Source organism: Enterobacter sp. MALB-1 (assembly GCF_041021625.1).
GTDB lineage: Bacteria > Pseudomonadota > Gammaproteobacteria > Enterobacterales > Enterobacteriaceae > Enterobacter > Enterobacter oligotrophicus.
In genome coordinates this window covers 3,352,060-3,372,846 of sequence record NZ_JBDPJL010000001.1, presented here as the reverse complement: position 1 = coordinate 3,372,846, position 20,787 = coordinate 3,352,060, and the positions used below count along the sequence as shown (strand labels likewise).

The 20,787-nt window shown below is 54.7% G+C and carries 18 protein-coding genes and 1 other annotated feature; of the genes, 11 read left to right on the top strand and 7 right to left on the bottom strand.

Annotated elements, in window-relative coordinates:
* Nucleotides 1-68 precede the first annotated feature (68 nt).
* The 5 genes from maa to acrA all read right to left on the bottom strand — a co-directional run bounded on the left by maa (nucleotide 69) and on the right by acrA (nucleotide 6,315).
* Nucleotides 69-620, bottom strand: a complete 552-nt coding sequence (maa, locus tag ABGB15_RS16195; RefSeq protein ID WP_152083693.1) for a maltose O-acetyltransferase — start codon at nucleotides 618-620, stop codon at nucleotides 69-71.
* Between the two features lie 209 nt (nucleotides 621-829).
* A complete protein-coding gene (locus ABGB15_RS16190) occupies nucleotides 830-1,048 on the bottom strand; it encodes an HHA domain-containing protein (RefSeq protein WP_152083694.1) in 219 nt (72 codons plus the stop codon).
* Nucleotides 1,049-1,075: 27 nt separating this feature from the next.
* Nucleotides 1,076-1,450: an Hha toxicity modulator TomB gene (gene tomB, locus ABGB15_RS16185; RefSeq protein WP_020885187.1), complete on the bottom strand. Its 375-nt coding sequence runs from the start codon at nucleotides 1,448-1,450 to the stop codon at nucleotides 1,076-1,078.
* Nucleotides 1,451-1,952: 502 nt separating this feature from the next.
* Complete coding sequence (gene acrB / locus ABGB15_RS16180) at nucleotides 1,953-5,099, bottom strand: multidrug efflux RND transporter permease subunit AcrB (RefSeq protein ID WP_152083695.1); 3,147 nt, start codon at nucleotides 5,097-5,099, stop codon at nucleotides 1,953-1,955.
* A 22-nt stretch (nucleotides 5,100-5,121) separates the two neighbouring features.
* Entirely contained in the window at nucleotides 5,122-6,315 is a 1,194-nt protein-coding gene (gene acrA / locus ABGB15_RS16175) for a multidrug efflux RND transporter periplasmic adaptor subunit AcrA (RefSeq protein WP_152083696.1), read from the bottom strand.
* Nucleotides 6,316-6,456: 141 nt separating this feature from the next.
* On the opposite strand from acrA, the gene acrR reads away from it, so the two are divergent.
* Nucleotides 6,457-7,110 carry a multidrug efflux transporter transcriptional repressor AcrR gene (gene acrR, locus ABGB15_RS16170; protein WP_152083697.1) on the top strand — a complete coding sequence of 218 codons (654 nt, stop codon included), beginning with the start codon at nucleotides 6,457-6,459 and terminating at the stop codon, nucleotides 7,108-7,110.
* Between the two features lie 113 nt (nucleotides 7,111-7,223).
* Nucleotides 7,224-10,571 (top strand): mechanosensitive channel MscK, encoded by a 3,348-nt coding sequence (gene mscK, locus ABGB15_RS16165; protein WP_215722758.1) that lies wholly within the window; start codon nucleotides 7,224-7,226, stop codon nucleotides 10,569-10,571.
* Between the two features lie 28 nt (nucleotides 10,572-10,599).
* Here mscK and rsmS read toward each other — a convergent pair whose 3' ends face one another.
* The gene (gene rsmS / locus ABGB15_RS16160) at nucleotides 10,600-10,758 is read right to left on the bottom strand and encodes a pleiotropic regulatory protein RsmS (RefSeq protein WP_152083699.1); all 159 of its coding nucleotides are present in this window, start codon (nucleotides 10,756-10,758) and stop codon (nucleotides 10,600-10,602) included.
* A gap of 12 nt (nucleotides 10,759-10,770) precedes the next feature.
* A complete protein-coding gene (priC, locus tag ABGB15_RS16155) occupies nucleotides 10,771-11,298 on the bottom strand; it encodes a primosomal replication protein N'' (RefSeq protein ID WP_152083700.1) in 528 nt (175 codons plus the stop codon).
* A 50-nt stretch (nucleotides 11,299-11,348) separates the two neighbouring features.
* Between priC and ABGB15_RS16150 the strand changes: the two genes are divergently transcribed.
* The 9 genes from ABGB15_RS16150 to ABGB15_RS16110 all read left to right on the top strand — a co-directional run bounded on the left by ABGB15_RS16150 (nucleotide 11,349) and on the right by ABGB15_RS16110 (nucleotide 20,717).
* Nucleotides 11,349-11,726 carry a DUF454 family protein gene (locus ABGB15_RS16150; RefSeq protein WP_028017608.1) on the top strand — a complete coding sequence of 126 codons (378 nt, stop codon included), beginning with the start codon at nucleotides 11,349-11,351 and terminating at the stop codon, nucleotides 11,724-11,726.
* A 151-nt stretch (nucleotides 11,727-11,877) separates the two neighbouring features.
* On the top strand, nucleotides 11,878-12,429 hold the full coding sequence (gene apt, locus ABGB15_RS16145) for an adenine phosphoribosyltransferase (protein ID WP_000127359.1): 552 nt from the start codon (nucleotides 11,878-11,880) through the stop codon (nucleotides 12,427-12,429).
* Between the two features lie 88 nt (nucleotides 12,430-12,517).
* Complete coding sequence (gene dnaX, locus ABGB15_RS16140) at nucleotides 12,518-14,446, top strand: DNA polymerase III subunit gamma/tau (RefSeq protein ID WP_313326796.1); 1,929 nt, start codon at nucleotides 12,518-12,520, stop codon at nucleotides 14,444-14,446.
* Nucleotides 13,776-13,840, top strand: a sequence feature (DnaX frameshifting element). It overlaps the preceding gene by 65 nt.
* Before the next feature lie 53 nt (nucleotides 14,447-14,499).
* The gene (locus ABGB15_RS16135) at nucleotides 14,500-14,832 is read left to right on the top strand and encodes a YbaB/EbfC family nucleoid-associated protein (protein ID WP_003858972.1); all 333 of its coding nucleotides are present in this window, start codon (nucleotides 14,500-14,502) and stop codon (nucleotides 14,830-14,832) included.
* Nucleotides 14,832-15,437, top strand: a complete 606-nt coding sequence (gene recR, locus ABGB15_RS16130) for a recombination mediator RecR (RefSeq protein ID WP_013095898.1) — start codon at nucleotides 14,832-14,834, stop codon at nucleotides 15,435-15,437. The genes ABGB15_RS16135 and recR overlap by 1 nt, the downstream gene beginning before the upstream one ends.
* A gap of 110 nt (nucleotides 15,438-15,547) precedes the next feature.
* Nucleotides 15,548-17,422 (top strand): molecular chaperone HtpG, encoded by a 1,875-nt coding sequence (gene htpG, locus ABGB15_RS16125; protein ID WP_215722760.1) that lies wholly within the window; start codon nucleotides 15,548-15,550, stop codon nucleotides 17,420-17,422.
* A 195-nt stretch (nucleotides 17,423-17,617) separates the two neighbouring features.
* Complete coding sequence (gene adk / locus ABGB15_RS16120) at nucleotides 17,618-18,262, top strand: adenylate kinase (protein WP_022647279.1); 645 nt, start codon at nucleotides 17,618-17,620, stop codon at nucleotides 18,260-18,262.
* 125 nt (nucleotides 18,263-18,387) lie between these two features.
* Nucleotides 18,388-19,350 carry a ferrochelatase gene (gene hemH / locus ABGB15_RS16115; RefSeq protein ID WP_215722761.1) on the top strand — a complete coding sequence of 321 codons (963 nt, stop codon included), beginning with the start codon at nucleotides 18,388-18,390 and terminating at the stop codon, nucleotides 19,348-19,350.
* A 62-nt stretch (nucleotides 19,351-19,412) separates the two neighbouring features.
* Nucleotides 19,413-20,717, top strand: a complete 1,305-nt coding sequence (locus ABGB15_RS16110; RefSeq protein ID WP_152083704.1) for an inosine/guanosine kinase — start codon at nucleotides 19,413-19,415, stop codon at nucleotides 20,715-20,717.
* Nucleotides 20,718-20,787: the final 70 nt, after the last annotated feature.

The window sequence follows — 20,787 nt, the reverse complement described above, 5'->3', positions numbered from 1 at the left end:
GGGAGCCGTTTCAGCGAAAAAAGTAACAGTTACAGGGGGAAAAACCATAACAGTTACTCTCTGCAGGCTTAGAGCATTTTGATAATTTTCGCCGGATTTCCACCGACCACGGCGTTTGCCGGAACGTCTTTCGTCACCACGGCACCAGAGGCGACAACCACATTATCACCGAGCGTGACGCCTGGGTTAATGACCGCGCGTCCGCCAATCCAGACATTATTGCCAATGGTTACCGGTTTGCCATACTCCGCGCCGCTATTGCGCGCGACGGCGTCCAGGGGATGGGTCGCTGTATAGATATGAACGCCTGGTGCGAGCATGCAGTTATCACCAATGTGAACAGGGCAGACATCCAGTATTACACAGTCAAAATTGGCGTAGAATTCTTTACCCAGAAAGATGTTATAGCCGTAATCGCAGCGGAAGCTCGGCTCAATATATGCGCCTTCACTTTGCCCCAGCAGTTCAGCCAGTATTGCCTGGCGTTCTGTTTTCTCGTCCGGAGCCGTATGGTTATAGCGGTGGAGCAGATGACGGGCACGCAAGCGGTCGGCCCGTAGAGTCTCATCGCCAGGGCGGTAAAGCTCGCCTGCAATCATCTTCTGTTTTTCTTTACTCATGGGAATCTCTCCGAAAACGTCGATGACCGTAGGGTAAAGGGTATTAACCGGAAAGGGAACGTTCCCGAAAAGTCTGTGTGATTATAATCACAACATTGTTGCCGATAACGCATTTGAATCGGGGACCCGTCAGTCACACAGGGATCATAGCGCGAAAGGTAGAGTGAGTTAAAAGAGTGACGAAGAACCTCAACAGCCACATTCAGGAATTAACGAACAAACTTCCAGACAGATGAAGGAATCTTATCATACAGTTTATTCATTGTTAGCTCAGCAAGACGATGGTCAGCGGCTGAATAAAATACAGCCAATTCATTATCAGAAAGCTCGTATTTATTTTTTTCAATTACACGCTCAAGCGTGTCTATTGACTGACAACGTCGCAAGCGCATCAAATAATCAATCTTGGTTAATGGTTTTTCAGTCATAAATTCACCTTAGTAATTGTAATAATTTTAACAGGAAAGGCTAACAGGGTTAGCTCTGCTCACGTTGATGAAGCAGCGAAATAGACGGTTTCCTGATTTACGCCATTTTTGCAAATCCTGTGCGTTAATGCCGTAGCTACTGAACAACATAAAGGTGTCATCCAGGTATTCGTCAATTTGCTCAATCAGCTTATTATCTTCATTGTACTTAATTTTATAATTAAGTGCGAAGGTCGCGATATGCTCTATCAACTCATTTAGCTGTAAATTGATTGCAGACGTTGGGTCATTCACCCAGCCATGGTTGCTTTCATCAAGATTGGCAAGGCAGTCATGGTACAAGGATTCGCAGAGAAATTTCAACTGCGCGATATCATGCCTTTTTGGCGAGTACTCGTCCATAGCGCATCCCCTTTTGAGTGATTTCTTACTCACCGAACATCAATGTCGGGATGGATACAACTTACTTAGCCACACGGGTGCTGTGTTCCTGATAACTCTAACTATAAGCTACTCTGATCAAGATTTCACCGCGCTATTACGAAAAATTACAATTAAAGCGTCAGGTTGCGAGCCTTTACGCAAATGTGCGTTCTGCACAGGGCACTTTTAGCAAAATTATTGCTTGTCTTTTACCGCTTCCTTACGTTTCATTGAGTTAGCATTTACTTTCGCAAGGAGTCCAGATTCAGTCTTGACTTTTATTCGCTGATAATTAGGACTTTTCCTAATAACGCAGGCGGTGATATGAAATTAAAAAAATCATAATTTCGTTAAGCATTAAATATGATACGCCTGATTAAGATGGCAAAGAATAAATAGAACGACAATAAGCGTATTTTATGATTTATCACGCAAATGAAAAAGGCCGCAAATGCGGCCTTTTTATCATGTGAAACCGGTATCAGTGATGTTCTACTGAATGAGTGTGCTCAACATCTTCATTCTTACGGCTGAAGCGGCGACGAACCACCACGAAGAACACCGGTACAAAGAAGATAGCAAGAACGGTCGCGGTGACCATACCACCCATTACGCCCGTACCTACCGCATTCTGCGCGCCTGAGCCCGCACCCGTGCTGATAACCAGCGGCAGTACACCGAGGATGAACGCCAGGGAAGTCATCAGGATTGGACGCAGACGCATACGGACCGCTTCAAGCGTCGCCTCAATCAGACCCTTACCTTCTTTTTCCATTAGATCTTTGGCGAATTCCACGATAAGTATCGCGTTCTTCGCCGACAAGCCAATGGTTGTCAGCAGGCCCACCTGGAAGTACACGTCGTTAGTCAGCCCGCGGAACGTGGCAGCCAACAGTGCACCAATAACCCCCAGCGGTACAACCAGCATGACGGAGAACGGAATAGACCAGCTCTCATACAGTGCCGCCAGACACAGGAACACGACGATCAGTGAAATGGCGTACAGGGCAGGGGCCTGGTTACCAGACAGACGTTCCTGATAGGACATACCGGTCCAGTCGTAGCCAATACCTGCAGGCAGCTTGCTGGCTAACTCTTCCATCAGGTTCATGGCTTCACCGGTGCTTCGACCTGGCGCGGCCTGGCCGAGGATCTCCATGGATGGCAGCCCGTTATAACGTTCCAGACGCGGCGATCCGTATTCCCAGCGTGACGTTGAGAAGGCGGAGAACGGCACCATCTGACCATTGCTGCCGCGCACGTACCAGTTGTTGATATCGTTCGGCAACATGCGGTATTCCGCTTCTGACATCACGTACACCTTCTTCACGCGACCACGGTCGATGAAGTCGTTGACGTAACTACCGCCCCAGGCTGCGCCCAGCGTGGTATTGATGTCGCTGATAGAAACACCCAGCGCCTGCGCTTTTTCCTGATCGATATCGATCTTGTACTGCGGCGTATCTTCCAGGCCGTTAGGACGTACACCGACCAGCAGTTCAGGATGCTTCGCAACTTCACCGAAGAGCTGGTTACGTGCCTGAGTCAGTTTTTCGTGACCGAGGCCGCCCTGGTCAATCAGTTGGAAGTCGAAACCGGTCGCTGTACCCAGTTCAACAATCGCTGGCAGGTTAAAGGCGAAGACCATCGCATCTTTAATCTGCGAGAAGGTGCCCATCGCACGGCCTGTAATCGCTTCAACTTTGTTCTCGTCGCCTGGACGGTCTGACCAGTCTTTCAGAGAAACGAAGGCGATACCGGTGTTCTGACCACGACCTGCAAAGCCAAAGCCGTTAACCGCAAACACGGATTCAACGTTGTCTTTTTCTTTATTCAGGTAGTAGTCCGTCACTTCATCCAGCACTTTCTGGGTACGCTCCTGCGAGGCACCCGCTGGCAACTGGGCCATGGTCAGGAACACGCCCTGGTCTTCATCTGGCAGGAACGAGCTTGGCAGACGAACGAACAGGTAAGCCATGCCGACCACGATGATGATATAGAGCAGCAAATAACGACCGGTGCTGCGCAGGATGTTCCCCACGCTGTCGGTGTAGTGGTGCGTGCTCTTATCAAACATGCGGTTAAACCAGCCGAAGAACCCTTTATGCTCGCCGTGGCCGCCTTTCTGAATCGGCTTCAGCATGGTGGCACACAGGGCAGGCGTCAGAATCAACGCGACCAGCACCGACAGCGCCATCGCGGAAACGATGGTGATGGAGAACTGACGGTAAATCGCACCGGTCGATCCACCGAAGAAGGCCATCGGGATAAATACCGCAGAGAGCACCATGGCGATACCGACCAACGCGCCCTGGATCTGACCCATGGATTTACGGGTCGCTTCCTTCGGTGGCAGACCTTCTTCCGCCATCACACGCTCGACGTTTTCGACTACCACGATGGCGTCATCCACCAGCAAGCCGATGGCAAGCACCATCCCGAACATCGTCAGGGTGTTTATCGAGTAGCCAAATATCGCCAGTATCGCGAAGGTCCCGAGCAATACGACCGGTACGGCGATGGTTGGGATCAACGTCGCGCGGAAGTTTTGCAGGAACAGGTACATAACCAGGAATACGAGGATAATCGCTTCCACCAGCGTTTTAACCACTTCGTGAATCGAGATTTTGACGAACGGCGTGGTGTCATACGGATAAACGATTTTCAGACCTGACGGGAAGAACGGTTCCATCTTCTTCAGCTCTGCACGGATAGCCGTGGCGGTGTCCAGGGCGTTTGCCCCTGTTGCCAGTTTGATACCCAGACCGGAAGCCGGTTTGCCGTTGAACTTCGCGATGATGTCGTAGTTCTCGCCACCCAGCTCCACTTTCGCCACGTCACGCAGGCGCACCTGAGAACCGTCCTGATTCACTTTCAGCAGAATTTTGCTGAATTCATCGGCGGAGGTCAGACGCGTCTGCGCGATGATCGAGGCGTTAAGCTGCTGGCCTTTGACCGGCGGTGTACCGCCTAACTGACCCGCGGCAACCTGGGCGTTCTGCGCTTTGATGGCGTTAATCACGTCGACCGGCGTCAGCTGGAAGTTGTTCAGTTTGTTCGGGTCCATCCAGATACGCATCGCGTACTGAGAACCAAACAGCTGAACATCACCCACACCAGATGTACGGCTGATGGCGTCTTTCATGTTGGCACCCACGTAGTCGGAAATATCCTCCTGCGTCATGGTGCCATTGGTATTGATAACGCCAACAACCATCAGGAAGCTACTGGACGATTTCTCGACGCTCACACCCTGCTGCTGTACTTCTTGTGGCAGCAACGGCATCGCCAGCTGCAGCTTGTTCTGTACCTGAACCTGCGCGATATCTGCATCCGTACCTGATTCGAAGGTCAGGGTGATCTGGACCGTACCGGTTGAGTCACTGTTGGAGGACATGTACATCAGGTTATCGATACCGTTCATGTTCTGTTCGATAACCTGCGTCACGGTATCCTGCACCGTTTTCGCATCAGCCCCTGGGTAGGTTGCGGAGATCGTCACCGCCGGTGGCGCAATCGTTGGATATTGCGCGACAGGCAGCTTCAGGATCGCAAGTCCCCCAGCCAGCATGATGATAATGGCGATCACCCACGCAAATATGGGGCGATCGATAAAGAAATTAGGCATGTCTTAACGGCTCCTGTTTAAGTTAAGACTTGGTTTGTTCTGACTGACCTGCGGCTGAGGCTTGTTGTTTATCGTCAGATTTGACTTCCTGTGCCTTCACCTGCGCGCCAGGACGTACTTTTTGCAAACCAGTAACAATCACGCGATCGCCATCTTTCAGACCTTCCGTCACCAGCCATTTATCGCCAATCGCCTGCGTTGCAGTGATATTGCGCGTTTCGACTTTGTCATCTGCACCTACAACCAGCGCGCTCGCATCGCCACGTGGCGTGCGGGTCACACCCTGCTGAGGAACCAGAAGTGCGGTTGGGTTAGTCCCTTCTTCCAGACGTGCGCGTACGAACATACCCGGCAACAGGGTATTGTCCGGGTTCGGGAAAATCGCACGTAAGGTGATGGAACCGGTAGTCTGATCGACCGTTACATCAGAAAATTCCAGTGTGCCGGTCTGCGGGAACTTGATACCGTCATTAGTAACAAGCTCCACTTTGGCTTTGCCGTTTTCCTGTTTCAGCGTGCCGTTTGCCAGCTCTTGTTTCAGACGCAGGAAATCGTTGCTGGACTGAGTAACGTCAACGTAGATCGGATCAAGCTGCTGCACGGTCGCCAGCGCGGTAGTTTGGCCGTTCTGCACCAGCGCCCCTTCGGTGACGGAAGACTTACCAATGCGACCGCTGATAGGGGAGGTCACTTTGGTATAGGCCAGGTTGATACGTGCCGTTTCAACCGCCGCTTTCGCCGCAACAACGGCTGCATTGGCTTGTTGCGCATCGGCCAGGGCAGTATCGTAATCCTGTTGACTGATGTACTTCGTACCGAGCAGTTTTTTGTAGCGGTTCAGCGTTAACTGGGCAATTTTGGCTGCGGCGTCAGCTTTCGCCAGGTCACCTTTTGCGCTTTCATAAGACGCCTGATAGGTTGCTGGATCAATCTGATACAGAGACTCACCGGCTTTCACATCACCGCCCTCGGTGAAGTTACGTTTCAGGATGATGCCATTCACCTGAGGACGAACTTCCGCAATACGGTATGCGCTGGTGCGACCCGGTAATTCGGTTGTCATCTGCAGAGGTTCGGATTTGAGCGTCACGACGCCAACTTCTGGCACCTGCTGAGCCCCTTGTTGAGCCTGTTTGTCGTCACATCCTGTAAGCGCTAAGCTGCCTGAGAGCATCAGAACGACCGCCAGAGGCGTTAACCCTCTGTTTTTGTTCATATGTAAACCTCGAGTGTCCGATTTCAAATTGATCAATGGTCCTGAGTCCAAAAACCCATTGCTGCGTTTATATTATCGTCATGCTATGGTACATACATTCATAAATGTATGTAAATCTGACTCCTGTAAATTCACTAACGTATGGCACGAAAAACCAAACAACAAGCGCTGGAAACCAGGCAACACATTCTGGATGTGGCAATGCGTTTGTTCTCACAGCAGGGTGTTTCGTCAACCTCGCTGGCACAGATTGCTCAGGCCGCGGGCGTCACGCGGGGAGCGATTTACTGGCATTTTAAAGACAAGTCAGATCTGTTTGGTGAAATCTGGGAGCTTTCAGAATCCAGCATTAGCGATCTTGAGACTGAGTATCGGGCAAAATTCCCCGACGATCCACTCTCAGTATTAAGAGAAATATTAGTATATATCCTTGAAGCAACGGTAGTTGAAGAACGTCGTCGCTTAATGATGGAAATCATCTTCCATAAATGCGAGTTTGTGGGGGAAATGGCGGTCGTCCAGCAGGCGCAACGCAGCCTCTGCCTGGAAAGCTACGATCGTATTGAACAGACACTGAACCAGTGCATTCAGGCCAATATGCTGCCAGCAAACTTGCTGACCCGCCGGGCGGCCATCCTGATGCGCAGCTACATTTCGGGCCTGATGGAAAACTGGCTGTTCGCGCCACAGTCTTTTGATCTGAAAAAGGAAGCGCGTAACTATGTCGCGATATTGCTGGAGATGTGCCAGTTTTGCCCGACGCTTCGCGATGACGCCTCGCCACTCCCTGCCTGAACTGTCCAGGATTTATCCCGGAGGTTAACGTTCGCGCTATTCTGCTTTCAGCGGGCGTGATATTCTTCACGCCGGACTATTTTCGGTCATTCTCAGACATCACATTCACGACTATGCTGCACACCAATCGCTCGCAACATCCTGTTCTTGCATTATTTTTCGCTATGCTGTTTTTCTTTGCAGCCGCGCCGCTTTCGTATGCTCGCGCAGATAACGCCAATGATATCCCTACGCGTGCCGACGTTCAGGCGCAGCTGGATACCCTGAGTAAGCAAAAAGAGCTGTCGCCTCAGGAGAAGCTCGTCCAGCAGGATTTGACGGAAACGCTGGAAACTCTCGATAAAATTGAACGGGTTAAAGCTGAAACCGCTCAGCTTCGCCAGAAGGTCGCCCAGGCACCGGAGAACATGCGTAAGGCAATGGATGCGCTGAGTGCGCTGAGCGACGTCGATAACGATGATGAAACCCGCAAAACGCTCGCCACGCTCTCGCTACGTCAGCTTGAGTCACGCGCTGTACAATTGATGGACGATTTGCAGACGGCCCAGTCGGATCTGGCAACTTATAATAGCCAGCTTGTTTCGCTGCAGACTCAGCCTGAGCGCGTGCAAAACGCGATGTACACCGCCTCACAGCAGCTTCAGCAGATCCGCAATCGCCTGAATGGCACGGCGGTGGGAGATGGCGCGTTACGTTCTACTCAGCAGACGTTGCTGATGATTCAGCAGACGCTACTTAATGCGGAAATTGAACAACAGCGTAAGAGCCTTGAAGGCAATACGGTGCTGCAGGACACCCTGCAAAAGCAACGTGATTACGTGACGGCTAATATAAACCGTCTGGAACATCAGCTTCAGCTGTTGCAGGAGGCGTTAAACAGTAAGCGCCTGACTTTAACGGAAAAAACCGCGCATGAAGCGGTATCGCCAGACGAAACCGCCCGTATTCAGGCCAACCCGCTGGTGAAGCAGGAGCTCGACGTTAACCATCAGTTGAGTGAGCGTCTGATTCAGGCCACGGAAAGCGGTAACTCGCTGGTGCAGCAAAATATCAAAGTCAAAAACTGGCTGGATCGTGCGCTGCAGGCGGAACGTAACATCAAAGAGCAGATTGCGGTTCTGAAAGGCAGTCTTCTGCTGTCGCGTATTCTGTATCAGCAACAGCAGACGCTGCCGTCCGCCGATGAACTGGAGGACATGACCAATCGCATCGCGGATTTGCGTCTGGAGCAGTTTGACGTCAACCAGCAGCGCGACGCGCTTTTCCAGAGCGATACCTTTGTCGCCAGGCTGGAAGAGGGCCACTCCAGTGACGTGAACCCGGAAGTTCACGACGCACTGCTTCAGGTGGTTGATATGCGCCGCGAGCTGCTTGACCAGCTCAACAAACAGCTCGGCACGCAACTGATGATGGCGATTAACCTGCAGATTAATCAGCAGCAGTTAGTCAGCGTCTCGAAAAGTCTGCAGGAGATTTTGACCCAGCAGATTTTCTGGGTGAACAGCAACAAGCCGATGGACTGGGACTGGATTAAATCCTTCCCTGAGGCGCTGAAAACACAAATCAAAAGCATGAAAATCACCGTTAACTGGGAGAAAGCCTGGCCTGCGGTGATGATTGCTTTCCTGGCGGGCTTGCCGCTGTTGCTGATCGCTGGCCTGATTCGCTGGCGGTTGAGCTGGTTAAAGACGTATCAGGCGAAGCTCGCGCATGAAGTCGGGCAATTGCGAAACGACAGCCAACTGCACACCCCGAAAGCAATTCTGATTGACCTCATCCGCGCGCTGCCGATCTGTCTGCTGATCCTGGCGGCCGGGCTGATTCTGCTTACCATGCAGTTGAATATCAGTGACTTGCTGTGGGCATTCAGTAAAAAGCTGGCGCTGTTCTGGCTGGTGTTTGGCGTGTGCTGGAAAGTGCTGGAAAAAGATGGCGTCGCCGTCCGCCACTTCAATATGCCGGAACAGCTGACCAGCCACTGGCGTCGTCAGATTGTGCGTGTCAGCCTGGCGCTGTTACCGCTTCATTTCTGGTCTGTTGTTGCTGAGCTTTCCCCGCTGCATCTAATGGACGACGTGCTGGGACAGCTGGTTATTATGCTGAACCTGCTGTTGATCGCTATCCTGATGTGGCCGATGTGCCGCGACAGCTGGCGCGATAAAGAGTCGCACAATATCCGCCTGATCACCGTTACAGTGCTGGCGGTCATCCCGCTGGCGCTGATGGTGCTGACGGCAACGGGCTACTTCTACACCACGCTGCGTCTGTCTGGCCGCTGGATTGAAACGGTTTATCTGGTCATTATCTGGAACCTGCTTTACCAGACCGTACTGCGTGGGCTGAGCGTGGCAGCACGTCGTATTGCCTACCGTCGTGCGATTGCGCGTCGTCAGAATCAGGTAAAAGAGGGGGCTGAAGGCGCTGAACCGGTGGAAGAGCCGACCATCGCGCTGGAGCAGGTCAACCAGCAGACGCTACGTATCACCATGCTGGTGATGGTGGCACTGTTTGGGGTGATGTTCTGGGCGATCTGGTCTGATTTAATCACCGTGTTTGCTTATCTCGACAGCGTAACGCTCTGGCAATACAGCGGGACAGAAGCGGGCACAACGGTGATGAAAAGCGTGACAATGGGCAGCCTGCTCTTTGCGCTGGTCTCCCTGGTGGTCGCCTGGGCATTGATTCGTAACCTGCCCGGTCTGCTGGAAGTGTTGGTGCTGTCGCGTCTGAACCTTCGCCAGGGGGCGTCGTATGCCATCACGACGATCCTGAACTATGTGATCATTATCGTCGGGGCGATGACCGTCTTCGGGTCGCTCGGCGTTTCGTGGGATAAACTGCAATGGCTGGCGGCGGCCCTCTCCGTGGGTCTTGGTTTTGGCTTGCAGGAGATCTTTGGTAACTTCGTTTCCGGCCTGATCATCCTGTTCGAACGCCCGGTGCGTATCGGTGATACCGTTACCATCGGCACTTTCTCAGGGACGGTCAGCAAGATCCGCATTCGTGCGACCACCATTACCGACTTCGATCGTAAAGAGGTGATCATCCCGAACAAAGCGTTCGTAACTGAACGTCTGATCAACTGGTCGCTCTCCGACACCGTGACCCGCGTGGTGATCCGCCTGGGTGTGGCCTATGGATCGGATCTGGACAAGGTGAAAGAGGTCTTGCTGAAAGCGGCTGCCGAGCATCCGAAAGTCATGCACGATCCGGCCCCGGCGGTGTTCTTTACCACGTTTGGCCCGAGTACGCTGGATCATGAGCTGCGTTTATACGTGCGTGAATTGCGCGATCGCAGCTTTACCGTCGATGAGCTGAACCGCGCCATCGATCGCCTGTGCCGCGAAAACGACATTAATATTGCCTTCAACCAGCTTGAAGTTCACCTGCGTAACGAGAAAGGTGACGAGCATACGGAAGTGAAGCGCGAGATTAAGGGGGATGACCCCACTCCGGCTTAACGTCTGCGGATCTTTTCCTCCCTCTCCCTCAGGGAGAGGGCTGGGGTGAGGGCAATTTCCCCTCAAAATCTTTTCGCACAATCTCCAGCGCCTTTAGCACCGTCTCCGCCGGGATCTCGTGATTCTCCAGCAGCATAATCAAATCGACGGCCAGCTTGACCTCATCGGGGGCATTTTCCAGTGACATCAGTGGCTCCTGTTATCGGGTCAGGCGTTCAATAACGCGCTCAATCTCTTCCAGTGCCTGTTTACAGCGGACCAGGCGACCTTCCAGAGCGCTAATCTCGCGCATCAATAACTGCTGTTCTTCCAGCGTCTCGCTGTTGTTCAGACGCGCTTCACGCTCGCGCTTCATCTCAAACAGGCGACGCTCAAATTCCTGGTTCTCCAGCCGTTTGCGCTGCCATTTGCCGAGGCCCGGCGATGCGCTGTCCCATGCGCGCAACGGCCAGGCGGTAATTTCGCGATGCAGGGCGGTGATCTGCTCGGTAAGATGTTCCGCAAGCCACGCCACCTGTTCCCGTTGCTCGTTCTGTACCGCATGACGTAACTCATCAAGATTCGTCTGCGCTTCGGCAAGATAATCCTGGATTAAGGTGCTGCGGGTACGAAAAAGCTGTCGGTCAAAGCGCGGCTTCAGCGTGGCGTGCCCCATCAGCGGTGTGGCCTGCGCGCGCAGGGCGGTCAGCTGATTTTGCAGCGTCTCCAGAAGCAAGGCTGTTTTCAATGCGCTCTCCAGTGGTAAAGTAGCCGTTCAGTTTGATAACGATTCGCATTATGCAGCGTACTATTTTAATCATCATTGGCTGGCTCGCGGTAGTGCTTGGCACGCTGGGTGTCGTTTTGCCATTACTGCCGACCACGCCCTTCATTCTGCTGGCGGCGTGGTGCTTTGCCCGCTCGTCGCCGCGTTTTCACCACTGGCTGCTGTACCGTTCATGGTTTGGCGGTTACCTGCGTCACTGGCAAAAACACCGGGCAATGCCGCCTGGCGCAAAGCCGCGCGCCATTGCGGTGATCCTGATTACCTTCGCCATCTCATTATGGCTGGTGAAAATGATGTGGGTGCGTATTTTGCTACTGGCGATCCTGACCTGCCTGCTTATCTTTATGTGGCGCATCCCCGTGGTTGATGAAAAGCAACAAAAGCACTGAAGCCTTATCATGGCTGTTGCAATTATCACGCGCAGCCAGTAAATTCGACCGTTTTCGAGCACAGGTGCGCCTGGTCAAAGGTTAAACAATTGTTGCCTTGGCCGACTCGTTGCGCGCTGTGAGTAACACTGTTTCATTTAGGCACAAACCGATGACCGCAACTGCACAGCAGCTTGAATATCTGAAAAACAGCATCAAAAGCATCCAGGACTATCCGAAGCCTGGCATTCTTTTCCGTGATGTCACCAGCTTGCTGGAAGACCCGAAAGCGTACGCGCTCAGCATCGAACTGCTGGTCGAGCGTTATAAAAACGCCGGGATCACTAAAGTAGTAGGTACAGAAGCCCGTGGCTTCCTGTTCGGCGCACCGGTTGCGCTGGCAATGGGCGTGGGTTTTGTGCCGGTGCGTAAACCGCGCAAACTGCCACGTGAAACCATCGCAGAAAGCTACGAACTGGAATACGGCACCGATCAACTGGAAATCCACGTTGATGCCATCAAACCGGGCGACAAAGTGCTGGTGGTGGACGATCTGCTGGCGACCGGTGGCACCATCGAAGCGACCGTGAAGCTGATCCGTCGTCTGGGTGGTGAAGTGACCGACGCGGCCTTCATCATCAACCTGTTCGATCTCGGCGGTGAACAGCGCCTGGAAAAACAGGGTATTACCAGCTACAGCCTGGTGCCTTTCCCCGGTCATTAATCCCGGTTTTCACAACCTCGCTCAATGGGTGAGGTTGTGATAGCATTCCCCTCCATAAATTCACCTTCCAGCGTTGCAGAGCCTGCCCATGAGTTATCAGGTGTTAGCCCGTAAATGGCGACCACAAACCTTTGCTGACGTTGTCGGTCAGGAACATGTGCTGACGGCCCTGGCGAACGGCTTGTCGCTAGGTCGCATCCATCACGCCTATCTTTTCTCCGGCACCCGCGGCGTCGGTAAGACTTCTATTGCCCGTTTGCTGGCAAAAGGTCTGAACTGTGAAACCGGGATCACCGCCACGCCGTGCGGCGTGTGTGATAACTGCCGGGAGATCGAGCAGGGGCGTTTTGTCGACCTGATCGAGATCGACGCCGCCTCGCGCACCAAAGTGGAAGATACCCGCGATCTGCTCGACAACGTGCAGTACGCCCCGGCGCGTGGCCGCTTCAAGGTCTACCTGATCGATGAAGTGCACATGCTGTCGCGCCACAGCTTCAATGCCCTGCTGAAAACGCTGGAAGAGCCGCCTGCACATGTGAAGTTCCTGCTGGCGACCACCGATCCGCAAAAGCTGCCGGTCACGATCCTGTCGCGCTGCCTGCAGTTCCATCTGAAGGCGCTGGACGTTGAGCAGATCCGCGCTCAGCTGGAACACATTCTTGATGAAGAGAAGATTGTTCACGAGCCGCGCGCCCTGCAACTGCTGGCACGTGCCGCCGACGGCAGCCTGCGCGATGCGTTAAGCCTGACCGACCAGGCGATTGCCAGCGGTGACGGTAAACTCTCCACCGATGCGGTCAGCACCATGCTCGGCACGCTGGATGACGATCAGGCGCTGTCGCTGATCGAAGCGATGATCGCCGCCAACGGCGAGCGTGTGATGTCGCTGGTTAACGCGGCCTCTGCCCGTGGCGTCGAGTGGGAAGCGCTGCTGGTGGAAATGCTCAGTCTGCTGCACCGCGTGGCGATGCTGCAGCTTTCTCCGTCGGCGATTGGCGCAGATATGGCGACCATCGAACAGCGGATGCGTGAACTTGCCCGCACCGTACCGCCTGCCGACGTACAGCTTTATTATCAGACGCTGCTGATTGGCCGCAAAGAGCTGCCGTTTGCACCGGACCGCCGCATGGGTGTCGAAATGACGCTGCTGCGCGCGCTGGCGTTCCACCCGCGTATGCCGCTGCCTGAGCCGGAAGTGCCGCAGCAGTCTTTTGCGCCCGTCGCCCCTACGGCGGTGATGTCGCCGCAGCAGGTGCCACCGCAGCCGACGCCGCCGCCACAGCAAAACGTGCCGCTGTCGGATGCCACCAGTTCGGTGCTTGCCGCACGAAGCCAGTTGCAACGTGCGCAGGGAGCAACCAAACCAAAAAAGAGTGAACCGGCAGCGCCAGGAAGAGCGCGGCCGGTGAACAACGCCGCGCTTGAACGACTGGCTTCGGTAACGGAGCGCGTACAATCGCGCCCTGCACCGTCCGCGCTCGAGCAAAAAGCCCCGGCGAAAGAAGAGGCATACCGCTGGAAAGCGACCACCCTCATCGAAACGGTGAAAGAAGAGGTCGCCACGCCGAAAGCGCTGAAAAAGGCGCTGGAGCATGAAAAAACGCCGGAGCTTTCCGCGAAGCTCGCCGAAGAATCGATTGAGCGTGACGCCTGGGCCGCTGAGGTCAGCAAACTGCAACTGCCGAAGCTGGTGGAGCAGGTCGCGCTGAACGCCTGGAAAGAGCAGGACGGCAATCAGGTGCGTTTACATTTGCGCCCTGGTCAACGGCACCTGAACTCCCCTGGTGCCCAAAAAGCGCTGGCGGAGGCGCTCGCCACATTACAGGGTGCGCCGGTTGAATTGACTATCATTGAAGATGATAATCCGGCAGTTAAAACGCCGCTGGAGTGGCGGCAGGCCATTTATGAAGAGAAGCTCGCGCAGGCGCGCGAGGCGATTATTGCGGATAACAACATCCAGACGCTGCGCCGGTTCTTCGACGCGGATCTGGATGAAGAGAGTATTCGCCCCATTTGATCGTGAGTCTGACTTACGGTTGTCATCATTAAACGTGAAAGAGAGAGAAGCCTATGTTTGGTGGAAAAGGCGGTCTGGGTGGCCTGATGAAGCAGGCTCAGCAGATGCAGGAAAAAATGCAGAAGATGCAGGAAGAGATCGCTCAGCTGGAAGTCACAGGTGAATCCGGTGCCGGTCTGGTCAAGGTGACCATCAACGGTGCGCATAACTGCCGTCGCGTGGAAATCGACCCGAGCCTGCTCGAAGACGATAAAGAGATGCTGGAAGATCTGGTTGCAGCCGCGTTTAACGATGCCGCTCGCCGTATCGACGAAACGCAGAAAGAGAAAATGGCCTCTGTTTCCAGCGGTATGCAACTGCCGCCGGGCTTCAAGATGCCGTTCTGATGCAAACCAGTCCGCTGCTCACGCAGTTAATGGAAGCACTGCGCTGCCTGCCGGGCGTTGGCCCGAAGTCGGCGCAGCGCATGGCGTTCACGCTTTTGCAGCGCGACCGCAGCGGCGGGATGCGCCTGGCGCAGGCATTGACCCGCGCCATGTCAGAAATTGGTCACTGTGCGGATTGCCGTACCTTTACCGAGCAGGATGTCTGCAACATCTGCTCGAATCCGCGTCGTCAGGAAAACGGCCAGATTTGCGTGGTGGAGAGTCCGGCGGACATCTACGCCATCGAGCAGACCGGGCAGTTTTCCGGCCGCTACTTCGTGCTGATGGGGCATCTTTCCCCGCTGGACGGCATTGGCCCGGACGATATTGGTCTTGACCGTCTTGAGCAGCGTCTCGAATCGGAAACGATCAAAGAGGTGATCCTCGCCACCAACCCGACGGTGGAAGGGGAAGCAACCGCCAACTATATCGCTGAACTGTGCGCGCAGTATGGCGTTGATGCCAGCCGCATTGCTCACGGCGTACCGGTGGGCGGCGAGCTGGAGATGGTGGACGGTACCACGCTGTCGCACTCTCTGGCCGGGCGTCACAAGATTATTTTCTGACCAAACGGAGGCTGCATGCGCGGCCTCCGCTTGAAAATTTCCTCTCTTATCCCCATCTCTCCCTCAACGTTTCAAAACCCCATTAAATGGCATTGTTGAGGTCGACTTAGATGAAAGGACAAGAAACCCGTGGTTTCCAGTCAGAAGTAAAACAGCTTCTGCACCTGATGATCCATTCCCTGTATTCCAACAAAGAAATCTTCCTGCGCGAGCTGATTTCCAACGCCTCGGATGCGGCGGACAAGCTGCGCTTCCGCGCGCTGTCTAACCCGGATCTGTATGAAGGTGACGGCGAGCTGCGCGTGCGCGTCTCTTTCAACAAAGAGAACCGTACCCTGACCATCGCCGATAATGGCATCGGGATGAACCGTGACGAGGTGATCGACCACCTCGGGACCATCGCCAAATCCGGCACCAAAGCGTTCCTTGAGTCCATGGGCTCTGACCAGGCGAAAGACAGCCAGCTGATCGGTCAGTTCGGCGTCGGCTTCTACTCGGCGTTCATCGTGGCGGACAAAGTCACCGTGCGCACCCGCGCGGCGGGCGACAGCGCTGAAAACGGCGTGCTGTGGGAATCCAAAGGGGAAGGCGAATACACCGTCGATGACATCACCAAAGCGGATCGCGGCACCGAAATCACCCTGCACCTGCGTGAAGGCGAAGACGATTTCCTGAACGACTGGCGCGTGCGCTCCATCATCAGCAAATATTCCGACCACATCGCGCTGCCGGTTGAGATTGAAAAACAGGAAGAGAAAGACGGCGAAACCGTGGTCTCCTGGGAGAAGATCAACAAGGCGCAGGCGCTGTGGACGCGCAATAAGTCTGAAATCAAAGACGACGAATACAACGAATTCTACAAGCACATCGCCCACGACTTTACCGACCCGCTGACCTGGAGCCACAACCGCGTGGAAGGCAAGCAGGAGTACACCAGCCTGCTGTACATCCCGGCGCAGGCACCGTGGGACATGTGGAACCGCGATCACAAGCACGGCCTGAAGCTGTACGTGCAGCGCGTGTTCATCATGGACGACGCCGAGCAGTTCATGCCGAACTACCTGCGCTTTGTGCGTGGCCTGATCGACTCCAACGATCTGCCGCTGAACGTCTCCCGTGAAATCCTGCAGGACAGCACCGTCACCCGTAACCTGCGTAACGCCCTGACCAAACGTGCGCTGCAGATGCTGGAAAAACTGGCGAAAGACGATGCGGAAAAATACCAGACCTTCTGGAAACAGTTCGGCCTGGTGCTGAAAGAAGGCCCGGCGGAAGACACCGCGAACGTTGAAACGATCGCCAAACTGCTGCGTTTCACCTCCACGCATACCGACTCCTCCGCGCAGACTGTGTCGCTGGAAGAGTACGTTTCCCGCATGAAAGAAGGGCAGGAGAAGATCTACTACATCACCGCCGACAGCTATGCGGCGGCGAAGAGCAGCCCGCACCTGGAGCTGCTGCGTAAGAAAGGCATCGAAGTGCTGCTGCTTTCTGACCGCATCGACGAATGGATGATGAACTACCTGACCGAGTTCGACGGTAAATCCTTCCAGTCCGTTGCCAAAGCTGACGAGTCCATCGACAAGCTGGCGGATGAAGTGGATGAAAGCGCGAAAGAAGCTGAGAAAGCGCTGGAGCCGTTCGTTGAGCGCGTGAAAACCCTGCTGGGCGACCGCGTGAAAGAGGTGCGCTTCACGCACCGTCTGACCGACACCCCGGCCATTGTCACCACCGATGCCGATGAAATGAGCACCCAGATGGCGAAACTGTTCGCCGCGGCGGGCCAGGCGATGCCGGAAGTGAAATATATCTTTGAGCTTAATCCGGATCACCCCCTGGTAAAACGCGCAGCGGATACTCAGGACGAAGCACGCTTCGCTGAGTGGGTTGAGCTGCTGCTGGATCAGTCCCTGCTGGCCGAGCGCGGCACGCTGGAAGATCCTAACCTGTTCATTAAACGTGTGAATGCGCTGCTGCTGGCGTAATTGACCACGCCTCCCCTGGTCTTCTCCCTCTCCCGTGGGAGAGGGCCGGGGTGAGGGCATCAAACCGCACCCTCCCAAATATTCTCCCCCCATTAACCGTTTCAGCCTTCCCGCCTTCCTTGAGCCATACCCGTTCTGGTGGTATTGTTTAGCGCTTTTTGAAAAATTGAATCGACTTTTGAGGGGATTTTCGCAATGCGTATTATTCTGCTTGGCGCTCCGGGCGCGGGTAAAGGAACTCAGGCTCAGTTCATCATGGAGAAATACGGTATTCCGCAAATCTCCACCGGTGACATGCTGCGCGCCGCTGTTAAATCTGGCTCCGAGCTGGGTAAACAAGCGAAAGACATCATGGACGCAGGCAAGCTGGTGACCGACGAGCTGGTTATCGCGCTGGTCAAAGAGCGCATTGCTCAGGAAGACTGCCGTAACGGTTTCCTGCTGGACGGCTTCCCACGCACCATTCCTCAGGCTGACGCCATGAAAGAAGCGGGCATCAACGTGGACTACGTGCTGGAGTTCGACGTACCGGACGAGCTGATCGTTGACCGTATCGTGGGCCGTCGCGTACACGCTGCCTCTGGCCGCGTGTACCACATCAAATTCAACCCGCCTAAGGTTGAAGGCAAAGACGACGTGACCGGCGAAGAGCTGACCACCCGTAAAGACGATCAGGAAGAGACCGTGCGTAAGCGCCTGGTGGAATACCATCAGATGACGGCCCCGCTGATCGGCTACTACAGCAAAGAAGCGCAGGCGGGTAACACCAAATACGCGAAAGTTGACGGTACCAAAGCTGTCGCTGACGTTCGTGCAGAGCTGGAAAAAATCCTCGGCTAATGGCATGTCTCTCACCCGGTTCCTCCGGGTGAGAAAAATTCTCATCTTACCTATCACAGCAATGGGTTCCGTTTAAACGCATTTCCGCTACAATTGATAACTAATCAAAAGGTTAAGAGGCGTGAATGAGTCAGGCGAAAACCGGCATCCTGCTTGCCAATCTGGGCACTCCAGAAGCACCCACTCCAGACGCGGTAAAACGCTATCTGCGACAATTTTTAAGCGACACGCGTGTTGTGGATACCCCGAGATTGCTGTGGTGGCCGCTGCTGCGTGGCGTCATTCTGCCGATTCGCTCTCCACGCGTGGCAAAGCTCTACCAGTCCGTGTGGATGGAAGAGGGCTCACCGCTGATGGTTTACAGCCGTCGTCAGGAAAAAGCGCTGGCTGCTCGCCTGCCGGATATGCCGGTGGCGCTCGGCATGAGCTACGGTAAGCCATCACTGGAAAGCGCTGTCGACGCGCTTCTGGCGCAAGGCGTTGAGCACATTATCGTGCTGGCGCTTTATCCGCAGTATTCCTGCTCTACGGTGGCAGCCGTCTGGGATGAGCTGGCGCGTATTCTTGCCACCCGTCGTCGTATTCCGGGTGTGACCTTTATTCGCGATTATGCCGATAACGATCTCTACATTAAGGCGCTTGCCAGCAGCGCGCGCGCCTCGTTTGAAAAACATGGCGAACCGGATCTGCTCCTGCTCTCCTATCACGGCATCCCGCAGCGTTACGCTAATGAAGGCGATGATTACCCGCAACGCTGCCGCGACACCACCCGTGAGCTGGTTTCTGCGCTCGGTTTGCCGCCAGAGAAGGTGATGATGACCTTCCAGTCGCGCTTTGGGCGCGAGCCGTGGCTCACGCCGTACACCGATGAAACGCTCAAAATGCTGGGTGAAAAAGGCGTGAAACATGTTCAGGTCATGTCGCCGGGCTTTTCGGCGGACTGCCTTGAAACGCTGGAGGAAATTGCGGTTCAGAACCGGGAGTTTTTCCTTGAAGCGGGTGGGACAAAGTACGAATACATTCCGGCACTTAACGACGCTCCTGAACATATCGACATGATGGTCTCGCTGGTAACGAACAGCCGCTGATCGCGCTTTAGGCCGGGTTTGTGCTACCATTCCCGGCCCATAATCCTTGCACAGTTCAGACCATGAAATTTCCCGGTAAACGTAAATCCAAACACTACTTTCCCGTTAACGCCCGCGATCCGCTGCTGCAGCAAATCCAGCCGGTAAACGAAACCAGTGCCGCATGGGTGGTAGGTATCGATCAGACGCTGGTGGACATTGAAGCCAAAGTGGATGATGCGTTTGTCGCACGTTACGGTCTGAGCGCCGGACACTCACTGGTGATTGAGGACGACGTTGCCGAAGCGTTGTACCAGGAGCTGGTGCGCGAAAATCTGATCACCCACCAGTTTGCCGGTGGCACCATCGGCAATACTATGCACAACTACTCCGTCCTGGCCGATGACCGCTCGGTTCTGCTGGGCGTGATGTGCAGCAATATTGAAATCGGTGGCTACGCCTACCGCTACCTGTGCAATACCTCAAGCCGTACCGATCTGAACTATCTGCAGGGCGTCGACGGGCCGATTGGCCGCTGCTTCACGCTGATCAGCGATTCCGGTGAGCGTACCTTTGCCATCAGCCCAGGCCACATGAACAAACTGCGTGCGGAGAGCATCCCGGAAGCGGTGATCGCGGGCGCATCTGCGCTGGTGCTCACCTCCTACCTGGTGCGCTGCAAACCGGGCGAACCGATGCCGGAAGCGACCATGAAGGCGGTAGAGTACGCGAAGAAATACAACGTCCCGGTCGTCCTGACGCTCGGCACTAAATTCGTGATTGCCGATAACCCTGAGTGGTGGCAGGCCTTCCTGAAAGAGCACGTCTCGATTCTGGCGATGAACGAGGAAGAGGCTGAGGCGTTGACGGGCGAGAGCGATCCGCTGCTGGCCTCCAATAAAGCGCTGGACTGGGTGGATTTGGTGCTCTGTACCGCCGGACCGGTTGGGCTGTACATGGCGGGCTTTACGGAAGAAGAGAGCAAACGCAAAACCCAGCACCCGCTGCTGCCAGGGGCGATTGCTGAGTTCAACCAGTACGAATTCAGCCGCGCTATGCGCCATAAAGACTGTGTGAACCCGCTGCGTATTTTCTCCCACATTGCACCGTACATGGGCGGCCCGGAGAAGATCATGAATACCAACGGCGCAGGCGACGGCGCGCTGGCGGCATTGCTGCATGACATCACGGCGAACGCGTATCACAAAACCAACGTGCCGAACTCCAGCAAGCACAAATTCAACTGGTTGACTTATTCGTCGCTGGCGCAGGTGTGTAAGTATGCGAACCGGGTGAGTTATCAGGTTCTGAACCAGCATTCGCCGCGCTTAACGCGTGGGCTGCCGGAAAGGGAAGATAGCCTCGAAGAGGCTTATTGGGATCGTTGATTGCTAAAAGAAAACCCCGGTGGCGCTGCGCTTACCGGGGCTACTTGTAGGCCTGCTAAGCGTAGCGCCA